This window comes from Variovorax ginsengisoli (assembly GCF_030486595.1).
Classification (GTDB): Bacteria; Pseudomonadota; Gammaproteobacteria; order Burkholderiales; family Burkholderiaceae_C; genus Variovorax; species Variovorax ginsengisoli_B.
On record NZ_JAUJZH010000057.1, the window covers coordinates 1 to 19,054 of the forward strand.

General features: G+C 67.2%; 18 protein-coding genes and 1 pseudogene. 11 read left to right on the forward strand and 8 right to left on the reverse strand.

What is annotated here, in order from left to right; translation table 11 throughout:
- Positions 1-119 (forward strand): annotated as a pseudogene (locus QZH52_RS37835) (alpha/beta fold hydrolase); the annotation flags it as partial.
- A 29-nt stretch (positions 120-148) separates the two neighbouring features.
- Here the strand turns inward: QZH52_RS37835 and QZH52_RS37840 are convergent.
- Complete coding sequence (locus QZH52_RS37840) at positions 149-1,042, reverse strand: response regulator transcription factor (RefSeq protein WP_301816414.1); 894 nt, start codon at positions 1,040-1,042, stop codon at positions 149-151.
- Positions 1,026-4,418, reverse strand: coding sequence for a hybrid sensor histidine kinase/response regulator (locus QZH52_RS37845; RefSeq protein ID WP_301816415.1), 3,393 nt, complete (start codon positions 4,416-4,418; stop codon positions 1,026-1,028). Before QZH52_RS37845 ends, QZH52_RS37840 begins: the two co-directional genes overlap by 17 nt.
- A gap of 260 nt (positions 4,419-4,678) precedes the next feature.
- On the opposite strand from QZH52_RS37845, the gene urtA reads away from it, so the two are divergent.
- From urtA to QZH52_RS37880, 7 genes are all read left to right on the forward strand, one after another.
- A complete protein-coding gene (urtA, locus tag QZH52_RS37850; RefSeq protein WP_301816416.1) occupies positions 4,679-5,956 on the forward strand; it encodes an urea ABC transporter substrate-binding protein in 1,278 nt (425 codons plus the stop codon).
- Between the two features lie 131 nt (positions 5,957-6,087).
- Entirely contained in the window at positions 6,088-7,002 is a 915-nt protein-coding gene (gene urtB, locus QZH52_RS37855) for an urea ABC transporter permease subunit UrtB (protein ID WP_301816417.1), read from the forward strand.
- Positions 7,003-7,021: 19 nt separating this feature from the next.
- Entirely contained in the window at positions 7,022-8,236 is a 1,215-nt protein-coding gene (gene urtC, locus QZH52_RS37860; RefSeq protein WP_301816418.1) for an urea ABC transporter permease subunit UrtC, read from the forward strand.
- A 30-nt stretch (positions 8,237-8,266) separates the two neighbouring features.
- Complete coding sequence (gene urtD / locus QZH52_RS37865) at positions 8,267-9,010, forward strand: urea ABC transporter ATP-binding protein UrtD (protein ID WP_301816419.1); 744 nt, start codon at positions 8,267-8,269, stop codon at positions 9,008-9,010.
- 14 nt (positions 9,011-9,024) lie between these two features.
- Positions 9,025-9,714, forward strand: a complete 690-nt coding sequence (gene urtE, locus QZH52_RS37870; protein ID WP_301816420.1) for an urea ABC transporter ATP-binding subunit UrtE — start codon at positions 9,025-9,027, stop codon at positions 9,712-9,714.
- 44 nt (positions 9,715-9,758) lie between these two features.
- Complete coding sequence (gene fmdA, locus QZH52_RS37875; protein ID WP_301816421.1) at positions 9,759-10,982, forward strand: formamidase; 1,224 nt, start codon at positions 9,759-9,761, stop codon at positions 10,980-10,982.
- 10 nt (positions 10,983-10,992) lie between these two features.
- On the forward strand, positions 10,993-11,334 hold the full coding sequence (locus QZH52_RS37880; protein ID WP_301816422.1) for a zinc ribbon domain-containing protein: 342 nt from the start codon (positions 10,993-10,995) through the stop codon (positions 11,332-11,334).
- Here QZH52_RS37880 and QZH52_RS37885 read toward each other — a convergent pair.
- Positions 11,328-11,864: a hypothetical protein gene (locus QZH52_RS37885; protein WP_301816423.1), complete on the reverse strand. Its 537-nt coding sequence runs from the start codon at positions 11,862-11,864 to the stop codon at positions 11,328-11,330. The two genes, QZH52_RS37880 and QZH52_RS37885, sit on opposite strands and share 7 nt — an antisense overlap.
- Before the next feature lie 121 nt (positions 11,865-11,985).
- On the opposite strand from QZH52_RS37885, the gene QZH52_RS37890 reads away from it, so the two are divergent.
- Positions 11,986-13,095: an aliphatic amidase gene (locus QZH52_RS37890; protein WP_301816424.1), complete on the forward strand. Its 1,110-nt coding sequence runs from the start codon at positions 11,986-11,988 to the stop codon at positions 13,093-13,095.
- A gap of 20 nt (positions 13,096-13,115) precedes the next feature.
- Here the strand turns inward: QZH52_RS37890 and QZH52_RS37895 are convergent, their stop codons facing one another.
- From QZH52_RS37895 to QZH52_RS37910, 4 genes are read right to left on the reverse strand one after another with little or no spacing between them, the layout of a single operon-like run.
- Entirely contained in the window at positions 13,116-13,751 is a 636-nt protein-coding gene (locus QZH52_RS37895) for an ABC-type transport auxiliary lipoprotein family protein (RefSeq protein ID WP_301816425.1), read from the reverse strand.
- Positions 13,748-14,686 (reverse strand): MlaD family protein, encoded by a 939-nt coding sequence (locus tag QZH52_RS37900; RefSeq protein ID WP_301816426.1) that lies wholly within the window; start codon positions 14,684-14,686, stop codon positions 13,748-13,750. Before QZH52_RS37900 ends, QZH52_RS37895 begins: the two co-directional genes overlap by 4 nt.
- Positions 14,671-15,483 carry an ABC transporter ATP-binding protein gene (locus QZH52_RS37905; protein ID WP_301816427.1) on the reverse strand — a complete coding sequence of 271 codons (813 nt, stop codon included), beginning with the start codon at positions 15,481-15,483 and terminating at the stop codon, positions 14,671-14,673. The genes QZH52_RS37900 and QZH52_RS37905 overlap by 16 nt, the downstream gene beginning before the upstream one ends.
- A 1-nt stretch (position 15,484) precedes the next feature.
- A complete protein-coding gene (locus tag QZH52_RS37910) occupies positions 15,485-16,597 on the reverse strand; it encodes an ABC transporter permease (RefSeq protein ID WP_301816428.1) in 1,113 nt (370 codons plus the stop codon).
- A 478-nt stretch (positions 16,598-17,075) separates the two neighbouring features.
- Here QZH52_RS37910 and QZH52_RS37915 point away from each other — a divergent pair, with 478 nt between their 5' ends.
- Positions 17,076-17,285: a hypothetical protein gene (locus tag QZH52_RS37915; protein WP_301816429.1), complete on the forward strand. Its 210-nt coding sequence runs from the start codon at positions 17,076-17,078 to the stop codon at positions 17,283-17,285.
- Positions 17,286-17,403: 118 nt separating this feature from the next.
- Positions 17,404-17,754 carry an RNA-binding regulator gene (rbp, locus tag QZH52_RS37920; protein WP_301816430.1) on the forward strand — a complete coding sequence of 117 codons (351 nt, stop codon included), beginning with the start codon at positions 17,404-17,406 and terminating at the stop codon, positions 17,752-17,754.
- 97 nt (positions 17,755-17,851) lie between these two features.
- Here rbp and QZH52_RS37925 read toward each other — a convergent pair whose 3' ends face one another.
- Positions 17,852-18,778, reverse strand: a complete 927-nt coding sequence (locus tag QZH52_RS37925; RefSeq protein ID WP_301816431.1) for a carbohydrate kinase family protein — start codon at positions 18,776-18,778, stop codon at positions 17,852-17,854.
- Positions 18,779-19,054: the final 276 nt, after the last annotated feature.

Here is a 19,054-nt window from a genome sequence, read left to right on the forward strand (position 1 = left end):
AGTCGGTCAAGCTGCTGAAGAACGGCACGCTCAAGGTGTACAAGGGCTTCCCGCACGGCATGCTCACCACCCACGCGGATGTCATCAACCCCGACCTGCTGGCGTTCTTCACGAGCTGAGCGGCCGGCGACAACCCGCCTGGCCCGCCTCAGGCCAGGAAGCCGCTCGCCAGCGCCGCGGCGGCGGCGCGGGTCTCGACGCCCAGTTTCTCGAAGATGTGCTCGAGGTGCTTGTTCACGGTGCGCGGGCTGGTGCCGAGAATGTCGCCGATGTCGCGATTGGTCTTGCCCTTGGCGAGCCAGGACAGCACCTCGGTCTCGCGCGGCGTCAGCGCCGCCTCCGCCAGGCGGGCCGAGTGGCCCGGCTCGTCGCGCTGCAGCGACAGCAGCAGCATGGTCTCACCCAGCGTCGCGGTGCCCAGGTTGCGCACCGACAGCCGGATGCCGCCCGGGGTGGCAAGCCGCAGGTGGGCCTCGGGCGTCAGCGCGGCTTCGAGCGCCACGGGCAACTGGCCCGGCAGCGCCGGCGTGCCGAAGTCCTGCAGCCAGAGCGCAGCCTGCGGCGAGCGCCAGGCCAGGCGGCCGTGCGCGTCGACGAACACCACGCCCATGCCGGCGACATCGACGGCGTCGCGCGCCATGCGCGTGATGCGCGCGTTGCGGGTGTGCGTATGCAGGCGCGCCAGCACCTCCTGGGCGCGGATCGGCTTCACCACGTAGTCGACGCCGCCGCTCGCGAAGCCCTCCACCACGTCTTGCGAGTCCGACATGCCGGTCATGAACAGCACCGGGATGTGGGCCAAGGCCGGATCGGCCTTGATGCGGCGGCAGGTCTCGAAGCCCGACAGGCCCGGCATGATGCCGTCGAGCAGGATGGCATCGGGCACCACCAGTTCCAGCCGCTGCAGCGCGGATTCGCCGTCGGGCGCCACCAGCACGGTGTAGCCGCTGGCCTCGAGCGTGTCGCACAGCATGCCGAGGCTGCTGGGCGCGTCGTCGACCACCAGCACCACGGGGCGTTCGGTCTCAGGTCTGGGGTGCATGGGCCTCCTCGGCAAGGGTTCGCTTGAAGCTGTCGAAATCGAAGCGGGCGACCAGTGCGCGCAGGTGCGTGCAGGTGGCGGCCAGCGCCGGATGGTCATGAGCCAGGCGGTCGAGCGCCTGCTGCAGGCCGCGCACGTGCCCGACCTGCACCAGCCGCATCAGCTCGAGCCGGGCGTCCTCGGGCAGGCTGGACAGCTCGGGCAGGGCCGGTGCCGCCGCGGCCGGCGCCGGCGCGTGCTGCAGCCATTCGAGTCCGAGGTTGCGCTCGAGCGTGGCGATCAGCTCCGACTCGATCACCGGCTTGCCCACGAAGGCCTGGCAGTCGCTGGCGCGCAAGCGCGCGCCGTGGTTCTCGAACACGTTGGCCGAGACGATGATGATCGGCAGCGTGAAGCCGGCCGCGCGGACGCGGCCCGCGGTCTCCCAGCCGTCCATGTCGTCCATGCTGAGGTCGAGAAGGATGGCGGACGGCACGTGGGCGCGCAGGCTGTCCAGGCATTCGGTGCCGCTGGCCGCCTCGTGCACGTCGAAGCCCAACGGCATCAGCATGCCGGCCAGCATCTGGCGCTGGACCGGCTGGTCGTCGACCACCAGCAGCGTGCGGCGCGGCCCGAAATAGCCCGAGATCGCGCGCCGCGGCTCGGCCTGCGGGCCCGGGTCCGCGACCTCGCGCAGGTAGAGGCGCACGCTGAAGGTGCTGCCCTCGGCCGAGGTGTCCGACAGCCGGAGCTCGCCGCCCATCAGCGAGGTCAGCAAACCGGTGATCGTGAGCCCCAGCCCGGTGCCCGGCTCGCCGCCGTGGCGGCGTCCGGCGGCGCCGCGCTCGAAGGGCAGGAAGATGCGCTGGTGGTCCTGCGCCGCGACCCCGATGCCGGTATCGACGACGTCGAAGCGCAGCACCTGATGGCGCGCATCCACATGCAGCGTGACGGTGCCGGCATCGGTAAAGCGCACCGCGTTGCTGAGCAGATTGATCAGGATCTGGCGCAGCCGCTTGGCGTCGGCCTGCACCCAGGCCGGCAGGCGGCCGGCTTCGCTGTAGACGAAAGCCAGCCCCTTGGCCTCGGCCTGCGGCCGCACCATGCGCACCACCTCGTCGAGGAAGCCGGCGAGCGCGAGCGGCATCGGTTCGAGCTGCAGCCGGCCGGCTTCGATGCGCGCGAGGTCGAGCAGGCCGTCGATCAGGCCCAGCATGTGCTCGCCACTCTTGTGGATGGTGTGCAGCGCCGCGCGCGGCGGCGCCGCGCTGCCGTCGTTCTTGAGCAGGATCTGGGAGTAGCCAAGGATGCTGTTGAGCGGCGTGCGCAGTTCGTGCGTCATGCCCGCGACGTAGCGGGTCTTGGCCTGGTTGGCTGACTCGGCCGCTTCCTTGGCGCTCTGCAGTGCGGCGTCGGTGCGCCGGTGGGCCTCGATCTCGAGCGTCAGCAGGTGGTTGTGGCGGTTCGATTCCTCTTGCGCCATCTTGCGGCTCTCGCTGCCGAGCACGATCCACCAGGCGGCCACGGCGGCCACCATCGACAGCATCGCGAACACCTTGAGGAAGGGCGTCTGCAGAAAGATGCCGGTCGCGCTGGCGTTGAGCAGCCCTTCCTGCGCATAGACGATGCCCATCACGGTGGCCAGCAGCGCGATCAGCGAGGTCGCGACCAGCAGGTAGTGGGCGACCCGGAAGTTGAGCCGCAGCGCCAGCGGCGGCGGCAGCAGCGCCTTGAGCCAGACCGCTATCTGCTCGGAGGCGCGCGAATCCGTCTTGCAGGCATCGTGGCAGCGCGACTCGAGCGTGCAGCACAGCGAACAGATCGGTGCGGCGTAGGCCGGGCAGTGCGCCATGTCCTCGGATTCGAAGCTGTTGTCGCAGACCGAGCAGCGCACCAGCTCGCCCGGCATCCAGCGCTGCACGTCGGCGCGCGCGAGGTAGTAGCGCCCTCGGGTGCGCCAGGCCATCAGCGGCGACACGAGCAGCGCCGTCAGCAGCGCGATGAAGGGCGAGAACGATTCGGCCCAGCGCCCGAGCACGCCGGCATAGGCCACCATCGCGAGCGTGGCGGCCACCAGCATCGATACCAGACCGACCGGATTGATGTCATAGAGATGCGCGCGTTTGAACTCGATCGAGCGCGGGCTCCAGCCCAGCGGCTTGTTGATCACGAGGTCGGCCACCAGCGCACCGACCCAGGCGATCGCGATGTTGCTGTAGAGGCCCAGCACTTTCTCGAGCGCGGCGAAGACGCCCAGCGTCATCAGGAGGATCGCGATCAGCACATTGAACACCAGCCACACGACCCGCCCCGGATGGCTGTGCGTGAGCCGGGCGAAGAAGTTCGACCATGCCAGCGAGCCCGCGTAGGCGTTCGTGAGGTTGATCTTCATCTGCGAGACGATCACGAACAGCGTGGTCACGCCGAGCACCCAGGCCGGATTCTCGAACACGTAGGCGAAGCCCGCGAGGTACATGTGCGTGGGCTCGACCGCATGCTCGGGCTTGATCTCGTGCTGCAGCGCCAGGAAGGCCAGGAAGGCGCCGCCGAGCATCTTGATCATGCCCGGCACGATCCAGCCGGGCCCGGCGACCAGCACCGCGGTCCACCATCGCACGCGGCTGGCGGGGGTCTTCTCGGGCAGGAAGCGCAGGTAGTCGACCTGTTCGCCGATCTGCACCACCAGAGAGAAAGCCACCGTGGCGGCGGCGCCGAACATCAGTGGATCGAAGCCGTTGCTGCCCGAGATGCGGCCCACCAGCCCGGTGAAGTCCGAGAAGGCATGCGGGTTCTTGAACAGCACCGCGATGAAAGGGCAGACGAAGAGCAGCAGCCAGATCGGCTGGGACCACAGCTGCAGCGCCGAGATCATCGTGATGCCGCGCATGACCAGCGGGATGATCACCACCGACGACACCATGTAGCAGGCCCACAACGGCCAGTCGAAGAACATCTGCAGCGCCAGCGCGAGGATCGCCGCCTCGAGCGCGAAGAAGATGAAGGTGAAGCTGGCGTAGATCAGCGAGGTGAGCGTCGAACCCAGGTAGCCGAAGCCCGCGCCGCGCGTGAGCAGGTCCATGTCGACGCCGTAGCGCGCCGCGTAGTAGCAGATCGGCAGGCCGGTCAGGAAGGTGACGATGCCGACCACCAGGATCGCCCAGAGCGCATTCTCGAAGCCGTAGCTGAGCGCGATCGCGCCGCCGATGGCCTCGAGCGCGAGGAAGGAGGTGGCGCCGAAGGCCGCGTTGCCGACCCGGAACTCGCTCCACTTGCGAAAGCTGCGCGGCGTGTAGCGCAGCGCGTAGTCCTCCAGCGTCTCGTTGGCGACCCAGGCGTTGTAGTCGCGCCGGATGCGGAAGATCTTCTGGCCGGTCACGGGGGAGCGGGCGGGCGGCATGGTCCGTTCTTTCAGGAAGGGGGTTTGCCGGTGACTCTGCAAGAAGCGCTCCTTGTTCCGTCGATCGCTCGCGCAAACGGTCGGCCAGTGTCGCCGGGGGCTGCCGGGGCGCGGCTACGTTGATTGACGTATTCGGATCTGCGCGCCGCTTTCCTAGAGTGCAGTCCATGGTGCCCGCCGCACCGCAACGCCGCACAGCGGTGGTGCATGCGTCGTCGTGGTGCCTGCCGCCCCTCTCAACCCTGCCTGGAGCTTCCTACATGTCTAGCGATCATCAAGACCCGTCGATCGACCCTTCGGCCGAGCGCATCGCGCTGGGCCGCCGCCGGCTGCTGCAAGGCGCCGCCGCCCTGCCGGTCATGGGCCTGAGCGGCCTGGCCTTCGGGCAGCAGTTCCCGACCGCCAAGGTCAACACGACCAAGCTGGCCGTGACCGACACCGAGGTCACGGTCGGCCAGCTGCACTCGAGCACCGGCACGATGGCGATCTCCGAGACCGGCTCGATCCAGGCCGAGCAGCTGGCGATCGACGAGATCAACGCCATGGGCGGCATCCTGGGCCGCAAGATCAAGGTCATCAAGGAAGATGGCGCCTCCGACTGGCCGACCTTCGCCGAGAAAGCCAAGAAGCTGCTGGTCAACGACAAGGTCGCGACCGTGTTCGGCTGCTGGACCTCGGCCTCGCGCAAGGCGGTGCTGCCGGTGTTCGAGAAAGAGAACGGCCTGCTCTACTACCCGACCTTCTACGAAGGCCTGGAGCAGAGCAAGAACGTGTTCTACACCGGCCAGGAAGCCACCCAGCAGATCATCTGGGGCCTGGACTGGGGCGCGAAGGAGAAGAAGGCCAAGACCTTCTTCCTGGTCGGTTCCGACTACATCTGGCCGCGCACCTCGATGAAGATCGCACGCAAGCACATCGAGAACTTCCAGAAGGGCTCGGTCAAGGGCGAGGAGTACTACCCGCTGGGCCACACCAACTTCAACTCGCTGATCAACAAGATCAAGGTCGCCAAGCCCGACTGCATCTTCGCGGCCGTGGTGGGTGGCTCCAACGTGGCCTTCTACAAGCAGCTCAAGGCCGCGGGCATCACGGGCGACAAGCAGTTCCTGCTCACGCTGGCCGTGACCGAGGACGAGATGACCGGCGTGGGCGGCGAGAACTTCGCGGGCTTCTATTCGTCGATGAAGTATTTCCAGAGCCTGCCGAACGAGAACAACAAGAAGTTCGTCGCCGCCTTCAAGGCCAAGTACGGCAAGGACGCGGTGATCGGCGACGTCACGCAGGCCGGCTACCTGGGGCCCTGGCTCTGGAAGGCGGCGGTCGAGAAGGCCGGCAGCTTCGACATCGACAAGGTGGTCGCGGCATCGCCCGGCATCGAGCTCAAGAACGCGCCCGAGGGCTACGTCAAGCTCGACGAGAACCACCACCTGTGGAGCAAGGCGCGCATCGGGCAGGGCCAGCTCGATGGCACTTTCAAGGTCGTGGCGGAGTCGCCCGAGCTGATCAAACCCGATCCGTTCCCCAAGGGGTATCAATAGCCCCCCCGGCTCCGGCTCACTTCGTGTAGCCGGACTCCCCCTCGAGGGGGCGATACCAGCGGCCCGGCGAAGCCGGTTCCGCGGTATCCCCCGAAAGGGCCCAGCCCCTTCCTTGCTTTCGGAGCGTCGCTGTGAATTTCTCGGACATGATGAACATCGGCCTGATGCAGGGCTTCGCGGGCCTGAGCCTGTTCGCGGTGCTGCTGCTCATGGGCCTGGGGCTGGCGATCATCTTCGGCCAGATGGGCGTGATCAACATGGCGCATGGCGAGTTCATGACGATCGGTGCCTACACCATCTACATGTCGGCGCGGCTCACCGAGCACCTCGCGCCCTCGTTCATGCCGTACTACTTTCCTCTGGCGATCGGCCTGGCGTTCGTGTTCGCCTTCATCGCCGGCTGGATCGTGGAATGGGCGCTGATCCGCCATCTCTACAAGCGGCCGCTCGACACGCTGCTGGCCACCTTCGGCGTCAGCCTCGGCCTGCAGCAGGTGTTCCGCACCTTCATCGGGCCCAAGGAAGTGAGCCCCACGCTGCCCGAGTGGCTGATGGGCTCGTGGGCGCCGGCCGAGGGGCTCGACATCCCGATCAACGGCCTCTTCGTGCTGGCCCTGACCACAGTGGTCACGCTGGGTGTGCTGCTGGCGCTCCACCGCAGCCGCTGGGGCTTGCGGGTGCGCGCCACGGTCGCGAACCGCGTGATGGCCAACGCCACCGGCATCGACACCCGGCGCACCGACCGGCTGACCTTCGCGATCGGCTGCGGCATCGCGGGCGTGGCCGGCGCGGCCTTCACGACCATCGGCTCCACGGGACCGACCTCGGGGTCCCTCTACATCGTCGACGCCTTCCTGGTCGTCACCTTCGGCGGCGCCGCCAGCCTGCTTGGCACCGTGGTCTCGGCCTTCGGCATCGCGCAGACGCAGTCGATCTCGGAATTCTTCATGACCGGATCGATGGCCAAGGTGCTGACGCTGTCGATCATCGTGCTGATCCTGATGCTGCGCCCACAGGGTCTATTTGCTTCCAAGGTCCGCCGCTGATTCCCCGAAAGCCCCTCTCATGAACACGATCAAGTCGCTCGTCAAACGCTACCAGCTCGCCAGCCTGCTGCTGCTGGTGCTGCTGCTGGCCGTGGTGCTGCCGCTCTCGCTCGACATCTTCCGCCTCAACCTGGTCGGCAAGTACCTCACCTATGCCTTTGTGGCGGTCGGTCTCGTGATGGTCTGGGGCTACGGCGGCGTACTGAGCCTGGGGCAGGGCGTCTTCTTCGGGCTCGGCGGCTACGCCATGGCGATGTTCCTCAAGCTCGAGGCTTCGGACCCCGTCACCACCAGGATCCAGTCGACGCCGGGCATCCCCGACTTCATGGACTGGAACCAGATCACCGCGCTGCCGCTCATGTGGCTGCCGTTCAAGAGCCTCGCGCTGACCTTGATCCTGGTCATCGCGGTGCCCACGCTGCTGGCCTGGATCATCAGCTACGCGATGTTCAAGCGGCGCGTGGGCGGCGTCTACTTCGCCATCATCACGCAGGCGGTGGCGCTGATCGTCACGGTGCTGATCATCGGCCAGCAGGGCTACACGGGCGGCGTCAACGGCATGACCGACCTGAAGACGGTGCTGGGCTGGGACACCCGCACCGACGGCGCCAAGTACATCCTCTACTACCTTTGCGTGGCGCTGCTGATCGCGAGCATCGTGCTGTGCCGGTGGATCCAGACCAGCAAGCTCGGCACGCTGCTGCTGGCGATGCGCGACAAGGAAGACCGCGTGCGCTTCTCGGGCTACGACGTCTCGAACTTCAAGGTCTTCGCCTTCTGCCTTGCGGCCGCGCTCTCGGGCATCGGTGGCGCCTTGTTCTCGCTGCAGGTGGGCTTCATGTCGCCGAGCTTCGTCGGCATCGTGCCTTCGATCGAGATGGTGATCTACGCCGCGGTCGGCGGACGCATGAGCCTGGTGGGCGCGGTGTACGGCACCCTGCTCGTGAACGCCGGCAAGACGCTGTTCTCGGAGAGCTTCCCCGATCTGTGGCTGTTCCTCATGGCCGCGCTCTTCATCGGCGTGACCATGGCCTTCCCCATGGGCCTGGCCGGTGTCTGGGAGGACAAGATCAAGCCTTGGTGGGCCGGCCGCCTGGCCGACCGCAAGGCCAACGCGGAACGCGTGGCGGCCGCGCACGCGGCCTACCCCGAGGCCTTGCCGCCGCGGCCCGAGCCGGGTGCGTCGGCCTATGACGCGCCGCTGCCCGACGGCGTCGGCAGCCAGCGCGCCTGATTCCCAGCCAACGAGCCGAAAGCGACAGCCATGAGCAATACCGACTTCGCCCTCGCGGTGGAAGACCTGACCGTTTCCTTCGACGGCTTCAAGGCGATCGAGGACCTGACCCTCTACATCGACCGCAACGAGCTGCGCGTGATCATCGGCCCCAACGGCGCCGGCAAGACCACGCTGCTCGACCTGATCTGCGGCAAGACCAAGGCCAGCGGCGGCAGCATCAAGTTCAAGAACACGGAACTCACGAAGATGGCCGAGCACAAGCGCGTGCGGCTGGGCATCGGGCGCAAGTTCCAGACGCCCTCGATCTACGAGAACCTGAGCGTGTTCCAGAACCTCGAGGTGTCCTACCCGTCGGGGCGCTCGGTGCTCGGTGCGCTGGCCTTCAAGTGCACCGACGAGGTCAAGGCCAGGGTGCAGGTGGTGGCCGAGGACATCTGGCTGTCCGACAAGCTCGACACCGAGGCCGGCCTGCTGTCGCATGGCCAGAAGCAGTGGCTGGAGATCGGCATGCTGCTGATGCAGGAGCCGGAACTGCTGATGCTCGACGAACCGATCGCGGGCATGAGCGCGCGCGAGCGCGAGCTCACGGCGGAACTTCTCAAGCGCATCTGCGTGAACCGCTCGGTGATCGTGATCGAGCACGACATGGATTTCGTCAAGCAGATCGCGCACAAGGTCACGGTCATGCACCAGGGAAAGATCCTCGCGGAGGGCTCGATGGATGCCGTGCAGAACGACCCCAAGGTGATCGACGTCTACCTCGGCCATTGAAGGAAGGACCACACATGCTGAACGTCACCGACCTGCACGTCGCCTATGGCCAGAGCGAGGCGCTGCACGGCATCTCGTTCGAGGGCCGCGCCAACGAGACCGTGGCCATCATGGGCCGCAACGGCATGGGCAAGACTACGCTGTTCAAGAGCCTGATGGGCGTCCTGCCGATCAAGAGCGGCCGCGTCGAGGTCGCGGGCCAGGACGTCACGCGCGACGAGAGCTTCAGGCGCGTGGCCAAGGGCATCGCCTATGTGCCGCAGGGCCGCATGATCTTCCCGACGCTCACGGTCGAGGAGAACATCCTGACCGGACTCGAGAACTCGGCCACCCGCCGCATCCCGGAGGAGATCTACGCGCTGTTCCCGGTGCTGTGGGACATGAAGCGGCGCAAGGGCGGCAACCTCTCGGGCGGGCAGCAGCAGCAGCTGGCCATCGCGCGGGCGCTGGTCACCGATCCCAAGGTGCTGCTGCTCGACGAGCCCACCGAGGGCATCCAGCCTTCGATCATCAAGGACATCGCCAAGGCGCTCAACGAGATCCGCAAGATGCGCGGCATCACGATCGTGGTCTCGGAGCAGGTCCTGAGCTTTGCGCTGGACGTGGCCGACCGGCTGTTCGTGATCGAGGGCGGACGGCTCGTGCACGAGACCGCGCGCGACAAGACGGACGTCAACCACATCAAGGCCTATCTCTCGGTCTGACCCACCCCCACATCGTTCAACCCCAACCCCTGGAGCCACTGCAAATGACAGACACGCTGATCAAGGTCGACCTGACGAAGTCGCCCACCGAGAACGAGATGATCCACAACCGCTGGCATCCGGACATCCCAATGGCGTGCTGGGTCAACCCGGGCGACGACTTCATCCTCGAGACTTTCGACTGGACCGGCGGCTTCATCAAGAACAACGACAGCGCCGACGACGTGCGCGACATCGACCTCACGACGGTGCACTACCTGTCGGGGCCGGTCGGCGTCAAGGGCGCCGAGCCTGGCGACCTGCTGGTGGTGGACCTGCTCGACATCGGCGCCAAGCAGGACAGCCTGTGGGGCTTCAACGGCTTCTTCTCGAAGAAGAACGGCGGCGGCTTCCTGACCGAGCACTTCCCCGAGGCGCAGAAGTCGATCTGGGACTTCAAGGGCATGTTCACGAGCTCGCGCCACATCCCGGGCGTGAACTTCGCGGGCCTGATCCATCCCGGGCTGATCGGCTGCCTGCCTGACAAGCCCATGCTGGACCTGTGGAACGCACGCGAGCAGCAGCTGATCGACAGCGACCCGACCGCGGGCCTGGCCAATCCGCCGTCGCCGGGCACGGCCCACATGGGCAAGCTCACGGGCGAGGCGAAGGCCAGGGCGGCTGCTGAGGGCGCGCGCACCGTCCCGCCGCGCGAGCATGGCGGCAACTGCGACATCAAGGATCTGTCGCGCGGTTCGAAAGTGTTCTTCCCGGTCTACGTCGACGGCGCGGGCCTGTCGGTGGGCGACCTGCACTTCAGTCAGGGCGACGGCGAGATCACCTTCTGCGGCGCCATCGAGATGGCCGGCTGGGTCCACATGAAGGTCACGCTCATCAAGGGCGGCATGGCCAAGTACGGCATCAAGAACCCGATCTTCAAGCCCAGCCCGATCACGCCGCACTACAACGACTACATCATCTTCGAGGGCATCTCGGTCGACGAGGCCGGCAAGCAGTACTACCTCGACGTCAACGTCGCCTATCGCCAGGCCTGCCTCAACGCGATCGAGTACCTGAAGAAGTTCGGCTACTCGGGCGCGCAGGCCTATTCGATCCTGGGCACCGCGCCGGTGCAGGGCCACATCAGCGGCGTGGTCGATGTGCCGAACGCCTGCGCCACCCTGTGGCTGCCGACCGGCATCTTCGACTTCGACATCAACCCGAACGCCAGCGGACCGACCAAGTTCATCGACGGCAAGGTCGACATGCCGCTCTCGCACGACCTCTGAGGAGCAACGCATGCCGACCTACGACTACCAGTGCGCCGGCTGCGGCGGCTTCGATGCCCTGCGAAGCGTGGGCCGGCGCGACGAGCCCGCCGACTGTCCCGACTGCGGAGCGGCCTCGCCGCGCGTCATGTCCGCCGCGCCGCGGCTTGCGCTGATGGCCGACGGCACGCGGCGCGCGATCGCGGTCAACGAGCGCGCGGCGCACGAACCCAGGCGCTCGGGCGACTATGCGCGGCTGAAGCATCCCTCGGGCTGTGGCTGCTGCAGCGGCGCCCGGCGCGGCGCCACCGTGACGGCGCCGAGCGGTGCCAAGGCCTTTCCGTCCAGGCGGCCCTGGATGATCAGTCACTGAGCCGGCCGCGCCGCGGTTTTCAGCGGCAGCGTGACCAGCACGGTGCTGTGCTGGTTGGCCGGGCCGTCGGCCTCGATTCGCAGGCCGAATTCGCCGTCGCCGGGATCGAGCCGATCGAGCAGGGCGCGGGCCGGGACCCGGCATTCCCAGGAGCCCGCGTCGCGCGGCCCGCAAGGCACGCCGGCGGCCATCTGGGTCGTGCCCGACGGCCCGGCGCGGGCGTAGGCGAAGACATTGACCAGGCGCAGCGTGTCGGTGGCCACGAAGCTCAGCGTGACCGCGTCGGCATCGCCCGGCGTGACGCCCAGGCTGCGCGGCCAGACGTCGAAGACCACGAAGGGCGCATCGTTCGACAGGTAGCGGATCTCGGCCGGGTAGCTGCCGAGCGGTGAGCGAGCCGTCGGCTGGTTGACTGCAACGGTCGTGGCGCGCGCGGGCCTGGCGCCTCCTGCGGGCGCGCAGGCCGGCGCGATCGCCAGCGCGATCCCCAGCGCAATTGCCACAGTCGATGCCATCGTCGCGATGCGCATGCCGCTTGTCTCCTGGGCCGGCATTCTGCGCTTCGCAGGCGCTACGTCAATCAACGTATTCGCCAGTCTCCCGGCGCTTCGCACAATGGCCCGTCCAACCCGAACACAAAGGCAGGCCCAGATGATTCACGGCGATATCTCGAGCAGCAAGGACACCGTCGGCGTGGCGGTGGTCAACTACAAGATGCCGCGCGTGCACACGCGGGCCGAGGTGCTCGACAACTGCCGGGCGATCGCCAGGATGGTGGTCGGCATGAAGGCCGGGCTGCCGGGCATGGACCTCGTGGTGTTCCCCGAATACAGCACCCACGGGATCATGTACGACAGCACCGAGATGTACGAGAACGCGGCAACGGTGCCGGGCGCCGAGACCGAGATCTTCGCCGAGGCCTGCCGCAAGGCCAAGGTGTGGGGCGTGTTCTCGCTCACGGGCGAACGCCACGAAGAGCACCCGAACAAGGCGCCGTACAACACGCTGTTCCTCATGAACGACCAGGGCGAGATCGTCCAGAAGTACCGCAAGATCATGCCGTGGGTGCCGATCGAGGGCTGGTATCCGGGCGACCGCACCTACGTCAGCGATGGACCCAAGGGCCTGAAGATCAGCCTGATCATCTGCGACGACGGCAACTACCCCGAGATCTGGCGCGACTGCGCGATGAAGGGCGCCGAACTCATCATCCGCTGTCAAGGCTACATGTACCCGGCCAAGGAACAGCAGATCCTGATCAGCAAGGCGATGGCCTTCGCCAACAACACCTACGTTGCCGTGGCCAACGCGGCGGGCTTCGATGGCGTCTATTCCTATTTCGGCCATTCGGCGCTGATCGGCTTCGACGGCCGCACGCTGGGCGAATGCGGCGAGGAGGAGATGGGCATCCAGTACGCGGCGCTCAGCAAGTCGCTGATCCGGGACTTCCGCAAGAATGGCCAGTCCGAGAACCACCTGTTCAAGCTGGTGCACCGCGGCTACACCGGCCTGATCAATTCGCGCGAGGGCGACAAGGGCGTGGCCGACTGTCCCTTCGACTTCTACGCCAGGTGGATCGCCGACCCACAGGGTACGCGCGAGACGGTGGAGTCCTTCACGCGCTGCACGGTAGGCACGGCCGAGGCACCGATCGAGGGCATTCCGAACGACGACACGGGCAGGACCGCTACCACCCCGGGCCCCGCCGTGCAGCCGATCACCGAGGGGGAGGCGTCTCTACCATCTCCTGCGAGGGGCTGAATGCTCTGCCATGTCAGGAATCAGCGGGCGACGGACTCGGCGCAGAAGGCCGCCAGCCTGGTCATCACCTGGCTCGCTGCACGCTGGGCGGCGACCACGCCGCCATAGGGGTCGTCGGTGGCCGCGCTCACGCGCACGTCGAACTCGCGGCTCGCGATCACCCGGCGGGCCGGGGTGTCCACCAGCGTCGCGCGCAAGGTGAGGCGAACCTGGCTCGGCGCCAATGAAAAATCCTGCTGCAGGCGCACCAGTTCGGTCTCCAGGCGCCATTGGCCGGTCGCGGAGGTGGGTGCGGCCAGAACAGCGTGAAATGCGTCCGAGCGTTCGACCGCGCTCACCATCATGGGCGCGAGCATCTTCGGCGGGGTATCCACCCACTGGTTGTGCGCGAAATACTCGATCTCGTACGGCCGTCGCACATAGGCAATCTGCGCAGTGTCGAAGCCCGGCGCGGCCCGGGGCAGGGCGACGATCAGCGTGGGCGCGCCCGCGGGGAGGGCGAGCGCGGCAATAGCCTCGTTGTCGGCGGCGAGCGTGTAGAGCGCGGGCGCAGCGGCCGGGGGCGGCAGGAAAGACGACGCACAGCCGCCCACAAGGCCGGCGAGCATCGCGGCGACCAGCGCGCCGCCGGCGGAACGATGGCAACACCGCTTCATGGGCGAGCCCTTTCTCCAGGCCCGGGCGGCCGTTGCGGGCCGCCCACCAGCAGGCTGTTCGGCTGCCGTTCGGTCTGATCGCTCAGGCGCTGCAACGAGATGGCGAGCCGGTTCAGTTCACCCAGCAACTGGGCCAGCGCGGGCGCTGCATCGCTGCCGATGCCCTGGATGCTGCCCGCCGCCGCCTCCACGCTGCGGTCCACGCGATCGCCGGCCTCGCCGACGGATTTCGCCATCCTGTCGACCGAATCGGCGGCGCTCGCGACCCGTTCGATGGCCGGGGCGAGCCGCTCGCTGGCGCGCGCCGTGTTCCGGGCCGTGCGCGCCGTGTCCGCGATGCCGCTGGCGAGCGCGGCCTGTTGATTCGCCAGCGTGCGGGTCAGGACCGCGGTGTCCGCCAGCATCTGCTTGAGGGCGGCGCGGTTGTCGGCATCGAAGGTGGCGTTCAGGTTGGTCGACATGCGGTCCACGCTGGCGATCACCGTGGACAGCAGGCTCTCGAGTCGGGTGCTCAGCGACGGCCGGGAGCGGATGGTCGGCACATCCGCGGAGTCGACGGGGCGCAGCGGCGGCGAATCGGCGGCTCCGCCACCGAGCTCGACATAGGCGATGCCGGTGAGCCCCTGCGTCTTGAGAACCGCCTCGGTGTCCATCTTGATCGGGGTGCCTTGCTCGATCAGGAAACGCAAGCGCACCTGGCTCGAATCCGAGGGGTCGATCGCGATCTCCTTGACCTTGCCGACGTCGACGCCCAGGTACTTCACCGGTGCGTCCACGTCCAGCCCGGCGACGGATTCGCGCATGATCGACTGGTAGGCGCTGTAGCGCCTGCCGCCATGGGCGCCGGCGGCGAGCCACAGCACGCCGGCCACCAGCGCCGCGCCGAGCAGCAGCACGAACACGCCGACCAACGTGTAGTTCACCTTGTCGTCCATGGCGCTCCCTTGTCACGACGCACTTGCGTGGCCGATGCGGCGGCCCGTTGCTGGCGCGGGCCTTCGAAGTACCCGCGCACGATCGGGTGTTCGTGGCGGGAGAGTTCCTCCATGGACCCGCTGGCCAGCACCCGCCCTTCGCCCAGCACCGCCACCCGGTCGCAGGACTGCCACAGCAGGTCGAGGTCGTGCGTGATGATCACGATCGTCAATCCATACAGTGCGTGGGTGCGAAGGATCAGTTCGCTCACGCCCGCGGCGCTGTCGGGGTCCAACCCGGAGGTGGGCTCGTCGAGGAACAGGAGTTCGGGGTCGAGCGCGATGGCACGCGCCAGCGAAGCCCGCTTGAGCATGCCGCCGCTGAACTCGCCCGGCTGCTTGAGTCCGGCGTCGGGCGGCAAGCCCGTGAGGGACAACTTCCATTCGGCGATGCGGTCGATCAGCGCGCGATCGAGCCGGCTGTGCTCGCGCAGCGGCAGCCCGATGTTCTCCCGCACGTTGAGCGCGCTGAACAGCCCGCCGTGCTGGAACATCACGCCCCATCGCAAGCGGAGCGCATGCGCCTGCGGCATGGTCAGCGTCGCAGTGTCGTGGCCGAACAGATGGATCGACCCCGAAGTCGGCCGCTGCAGCAGGATCATCTCGCGCATGAGCACCGACTTGCCCGAGCCGCTGCCCCCCGCGATCGCGAGGATCTCGCCGCGCCGGACCTCCAGGTCGAGATCGGTGTGCACCGCGTGGCGGCCGAAACGGGTGCAGATCTTGCGCATCGCGATCACGGTGTCTGCCGGCGCCATGCTAGAGGTCCAGCATGTTGAACGCCACGGAGAACAGCGCGTCCGCGACGATCACGAGAAAGATCGACTGCACCACGCTCTTGGTCGTCTGTCGTCCCACGCTGTCGGCGCTGCCGCGGGTGCGAAAGCCCTGGAAGCAGCCGATCATCGCGATCACCACCGCGAACACCAGCGACTTGCCGACACCCACCAGCAGCGTGGAGCCGTGCATCTCCCGCCCGAAGCGGTCGATGAACTCCGGAAAGCCGATGTCGAGCTGCACACGTGCCATCACCATGCCACCCAGCACGCCGGTGAGGTCGGCGAAGACCGTCAGCAGGGGCAAGGCGATGCCCAGCGCGAGAACCTTCGGCAGCACGAGCAGTTCGATCGGATCAATGGCGAGGGTCTGCATGGCGTCGATCTCCTCGGTCACGACCATGGTGCCGATCTGTGCCGAATAGGCGGACCCCGAACGTCCGGCGATGATGATCGCACTGATCAGCGGCGCGAACTCGCGCAGCATCGCGTAGCCGACCAGATCGACCACGAACACGTTGGCGCCATAGTGCTTCAACTGGTCCGCGCCCTGGTAGGCCACGACGACGCCAAGCAGGAACGACGTGAGCCCGATGATGGGCAGGGCATCGAATCCGTCGATCTGCATGTTGCGCAGCACGGTGCGCCAGCGGATGCGACGCGGCCGGGCAAGCAAAGCCAGAGCGGCCACGCCGGCCTGACCCACGAAGCGCAGCAGGCCGAGCGCCTGTTGCGCCGCGGCCTCGGCATGGCGTCCCACCCGCTCCAGGGGGGAAGCGCCGGGCGGCTGCGGCAGCGGCTGGTCGGGCTGCTCGCCGACCAGCGTCATCAGCGTCTGCATGCGCGGCGGCCAGTTGCGCAGGGCGGCGGCTGCGCCATGCCGGCGCAGCCATCGTTGCAGCACCCACACGCCAGCGCTGTCGATCGCGGCGAGCGAGGCACCGTCCAGGACCACCGGGCCCGGGCCGCAGGCATGTGCATCGAGCGCTCTCGGCATGTCGCCCAGTCCGCGCGCAGTCCAACTGCCCGCCAATGACCATCCGCCGGTCGTAAGCGGCGCCATGCTGGCCTGGGGCGGGTCCGTGGACGTGTGCATGCTTCCGTGTCCTCGATGGTTTGGATTGGCCGAATCCAGGTGCACTGTAGATGCGCGGGTGCGGCGACGCTTGATGTGAATCAACCGCCGCCCCGGCCGCGGTCTCCGCGGTTGATGCAGCGCAAGTCCTCGACGGCATCGCAAACCATGCTTGCGGGCAGACAAGGGCCGTCATGAACATCCTCCGACCCTGCAGTGCGATGAGGCCGGCGGGGCCGCGACAAGTCACCGTTCAGAATAAAGGCAGTCGATCAGATGTCGATTTTTGATATAATCGAGTTATTGCGGCCCATGGTTCGAACGATGGGCTTTTCGCATTGCCTGCTCGGAGCGAACGTCCTTCCCGTGCAGGCCGTTTGGCGACTTCGTCGCCCGGTGGGTCTGTAGAGCTGCAGCCAACCGACTTCCTGATTGGCTCACGCAGGTCGATTCAAGCCTGCGATCCCGAATGAACTAGATTCCAAAAATCGGTATTTCCATGGGCAAGTACGTCGTTTCGCCCGCGACACACGAGACCCCCTGTGGCGGTTTTCGCGCCTCCTTCTCGGTCCATCGTTCCCAGGGCAATGGCAGTTATTGCCGGGTGTTCCGTTTTGACAAGGCCTTCGCCTCGCGCGAAGCGGCCCGGCTCTTTGCAGTCACCCAGGGCTGGCTGCAAACGTGCATGCCGCACCCCCCGACCTGCTGATGATCTGCCACGCAGATTGCATCCACCCGTTTCAGAGGCTGCGGACTCCCGATCCGCTCATCCGTGTTCCCACCGGCGCGACATTCGTTGCGCACCTTCATTCAGAAAGGCTCTTTTCATGAGCGTCAAACTCTACGTTGGCAACCTGCCTTATTCCGTGACCGATTCCAGCCTGGGAAGCAACTTTGCCGAGTTCGGCAGCGTCGCTTCGGCCAAGGTCATGATGGACCGTGAAACCGGCCGCTCCAAGGGCTTCGGCTTTGTCGAGATGGCTTCTGCCGAAGCGGCGCAAGCCGCCATCACCGGGCTGAACGGCATGTCCGTCGATGGCCGCTCGATCGTCGTCAACCTGGCGCGGCCGCGCGAAGAGGGTGGCGGCTCGGGTGGCTACAGCGCGGCCGGCTACAACACTGGCAAACGCTCGGACGTTGGCTATGGCACCGGTGGGTACGGCGGCGGTCGCTACTGAGCGCTGTCATTTCCCTCTGAAGACCGGCTTTCCTGAGCCGGTTTTTTTTGTCCGGCTGGCGCAGATCGCAGCAGCGGCAGGGCCGATCGGCGCCGACTCAGGGCAGTTCGGATCGCCTGGGCATATCGGCACCGCGGCGTGAGCAGGTGATGGCAGCGGCCTGGGCTGCGAAGCGCAACAGCGCATCCAACTGGCTGTCGGCCAGTGTCGTCAGCGCCGCGGGCGCAAGCGCATCGTGGTCGTCCAGCCATGTCAGCAGGGCAGCCTGGAAAGTGTCGCCGGCGCCGACCGTGTCGATGACCTTCACCGGCCTGGACGGCGCCTTGGCATGGGCATTGGCCGTCCACGCGCTGGAGCCCGCGCCCCCGCGCGTGACGACCACCAGGGCCGCGCCCCGCTTCAGCCATCGCGGCGCCACCTGCTCGGGTGATTCGCCCGGGTAGAGCAGGGCGAGGTCTTCCTCGCTCACCTTGACCAGGTGGGCCAGCGAGACCATGTCCTCGACCACTTGGCGCCAGCGGGCAATGTCGGGTTCGACGTTGAGCCGGACGTTCGGGTCGTAGGCGATCAGGCAGCGCGCGCGGGCGGCGGCCGCCAGCGCGCGCAACGTGCTGCCGACCGGCTCAACCACGAGTGCGTAGGAGCCGAGCTGCAGCACGCGCGTCTGCGTCGGCAGCGCGGGCAGCATGCCGGGCGTGAGCTGCCGATCGGCCGCGCCGTTGCCGTGGAAGTCGTAGCGAGGCACGCCGGTGACGTCGATGCTGACGACGCTGAGCGTGCTCGGAGCGTCGCTGCGCAGGACCAGCGAGGTGTCGACGCCCTCGGCCACCAGCGACGCCAGCAGGCGCTCGCCGATGGCGTCGGTCGACACCGTGGAAAGAAATGCCGCCGGCCGTGCCAGCCGCGCCAGGCCCTGCGCCACATTGAGAGGCGAGCCGCCGATGCGTGCGTCGAGCCGCAGGCCGGTGGGCGTGGACTCGCCCATGTAGACGTCCATCAGAGCTTCACCGCAGACCACGAACATGTTGATGTCTCCTTCGGGTTAACACTAAATAAATCAACTTGATTTAATAACTCGAAGCGAACTATAGTTGCATCGCCCCCCGACGCAAAGCCCCACGAAAGGGGCCCGGAATTTCCTTCAAGCCCGCAGGCGGTCCGCCCGCCATCCCAGGAGACAACCCGATGCTCAAGCTCACCCTCGCCGCCGCCCTGACCTCCGCCGCGCTGGCCGCCCAGTTCCCCGCCCAGGCCGCCGAGCCCGTGATCGGCCTGATCACCAAGACCGAGACCAACCCCT

Coding starts and splice junctions, on each gene's coding strand:
- QZH52_RS37840 (WP_301816414.1), bottom strand. CDS start 1,042: ATGCACCCCAGACCTGAGACCGAACGCCCCGTGGTGCTGGTGGTCGAC.
- QZH52_RS37845 (WP_301816415.1), bottom strand. CDS start 4,418: ATGCCGCCCGCCCGCTCCCCCGTGACCGGCCAGAAGATCTTCCGCATC.
- urtA (WP_301816416.1), top strand. CDS start 4,679: ATGTCTAGCGATCATCAAGACCCGTCGATCGACCCTTCGGCCGAGCGC.
- urtC (WP_301816418.1), top strand. CDS start 7,022: ATGAACACGATCAAGTCGCTCGTCAAACGCTACCAGCTCGCCAGCCTG.
- urtD (WP_301816419.1), top strand. CDS start 8,267: ATGAGCAATACCGACTTCGCCCTCGCGGTGGAAGACCTGACCGTTTCC.
- urtE (WP_301816420.1), top strand. CDS start 9,025: ATGCTGAACGTCACCGACCTGCACGTCGCCTATGGCCAGAGCGAGGCG.
- fmdA (WP_301816421.1), top strand. CDS start 9,759: ATGACAGACACGCTGATCAAGGTCGACCTGACGAAGTCGCCCACCGAG.
- QZH52_RS37880 (WP_301816422.1), top strand. CDS start 10,993: ATGCCGACCTACGACTACCAGTGCGCCGGCTGCGGCGGCTTCGATGCC.
- QZH52_RS37885 (WP_301816423.1), bottom strand. CDS start 11,864: ATGCGCATCGCGACGATGGCATCGACTGTGGCAATTGCGCTGGGGATC.
- QZH52_RS37890 (WP_301816424.1), top strand. CDS start 11,986: ATGATTCACGGCGATATCTCGAGCAGCAAGGACACCGTCGGCGTGGCG.
- QZH52_RS37895 (WP_301816425.1), bottom strand. CDS start 13,751: ATGAAGCGGTGTTGCCATCGTTCCGCCGGCGGCGCGCTGGTCGCCGCG.
- QZH52_RS37900 (WP_301816426.1), bottom strand. CDS start 14,686: ATGGACGACAAGGTGAACTACACGTTGGTCGGCGTGTTCGTGCTGCTG.
- QZH52_RS37905 (WP_301816427.1), bottom strand. CDS start 15,483: ATGGCGCCGGCAGACACCGTGATCGCGATGCGCAAGATCTGCACCCGT.
- QZH52_RS37910 (WP_301816428.1), bottom strand. CDS start 16,597: ATGCACACGTCCACGGACCCGCCCCAGGCCAGCATGGCGCCGCTTACG.
- QZH52_RS37915 (WP_301816429.1), top strand. CDS start 17,076: ATGGGCAAGTACGTCGTTTCGCCCGCGACACACGAGACCCCCTGTGGC.
- rbp (WP_301816430.1), top strand. CDS start 17,404: ATGAGCGTCAAACTCTACGTTGGCAACCTGCCTTATTCCGTGACCGAT.
- QZH52_RS37925 (WP_301816431.1), bottom strand. CDS start 18,778: ATGTTCGTGGTCTGCGGTGAAGCTCTGATGGACGTCTACATGGGCGAG.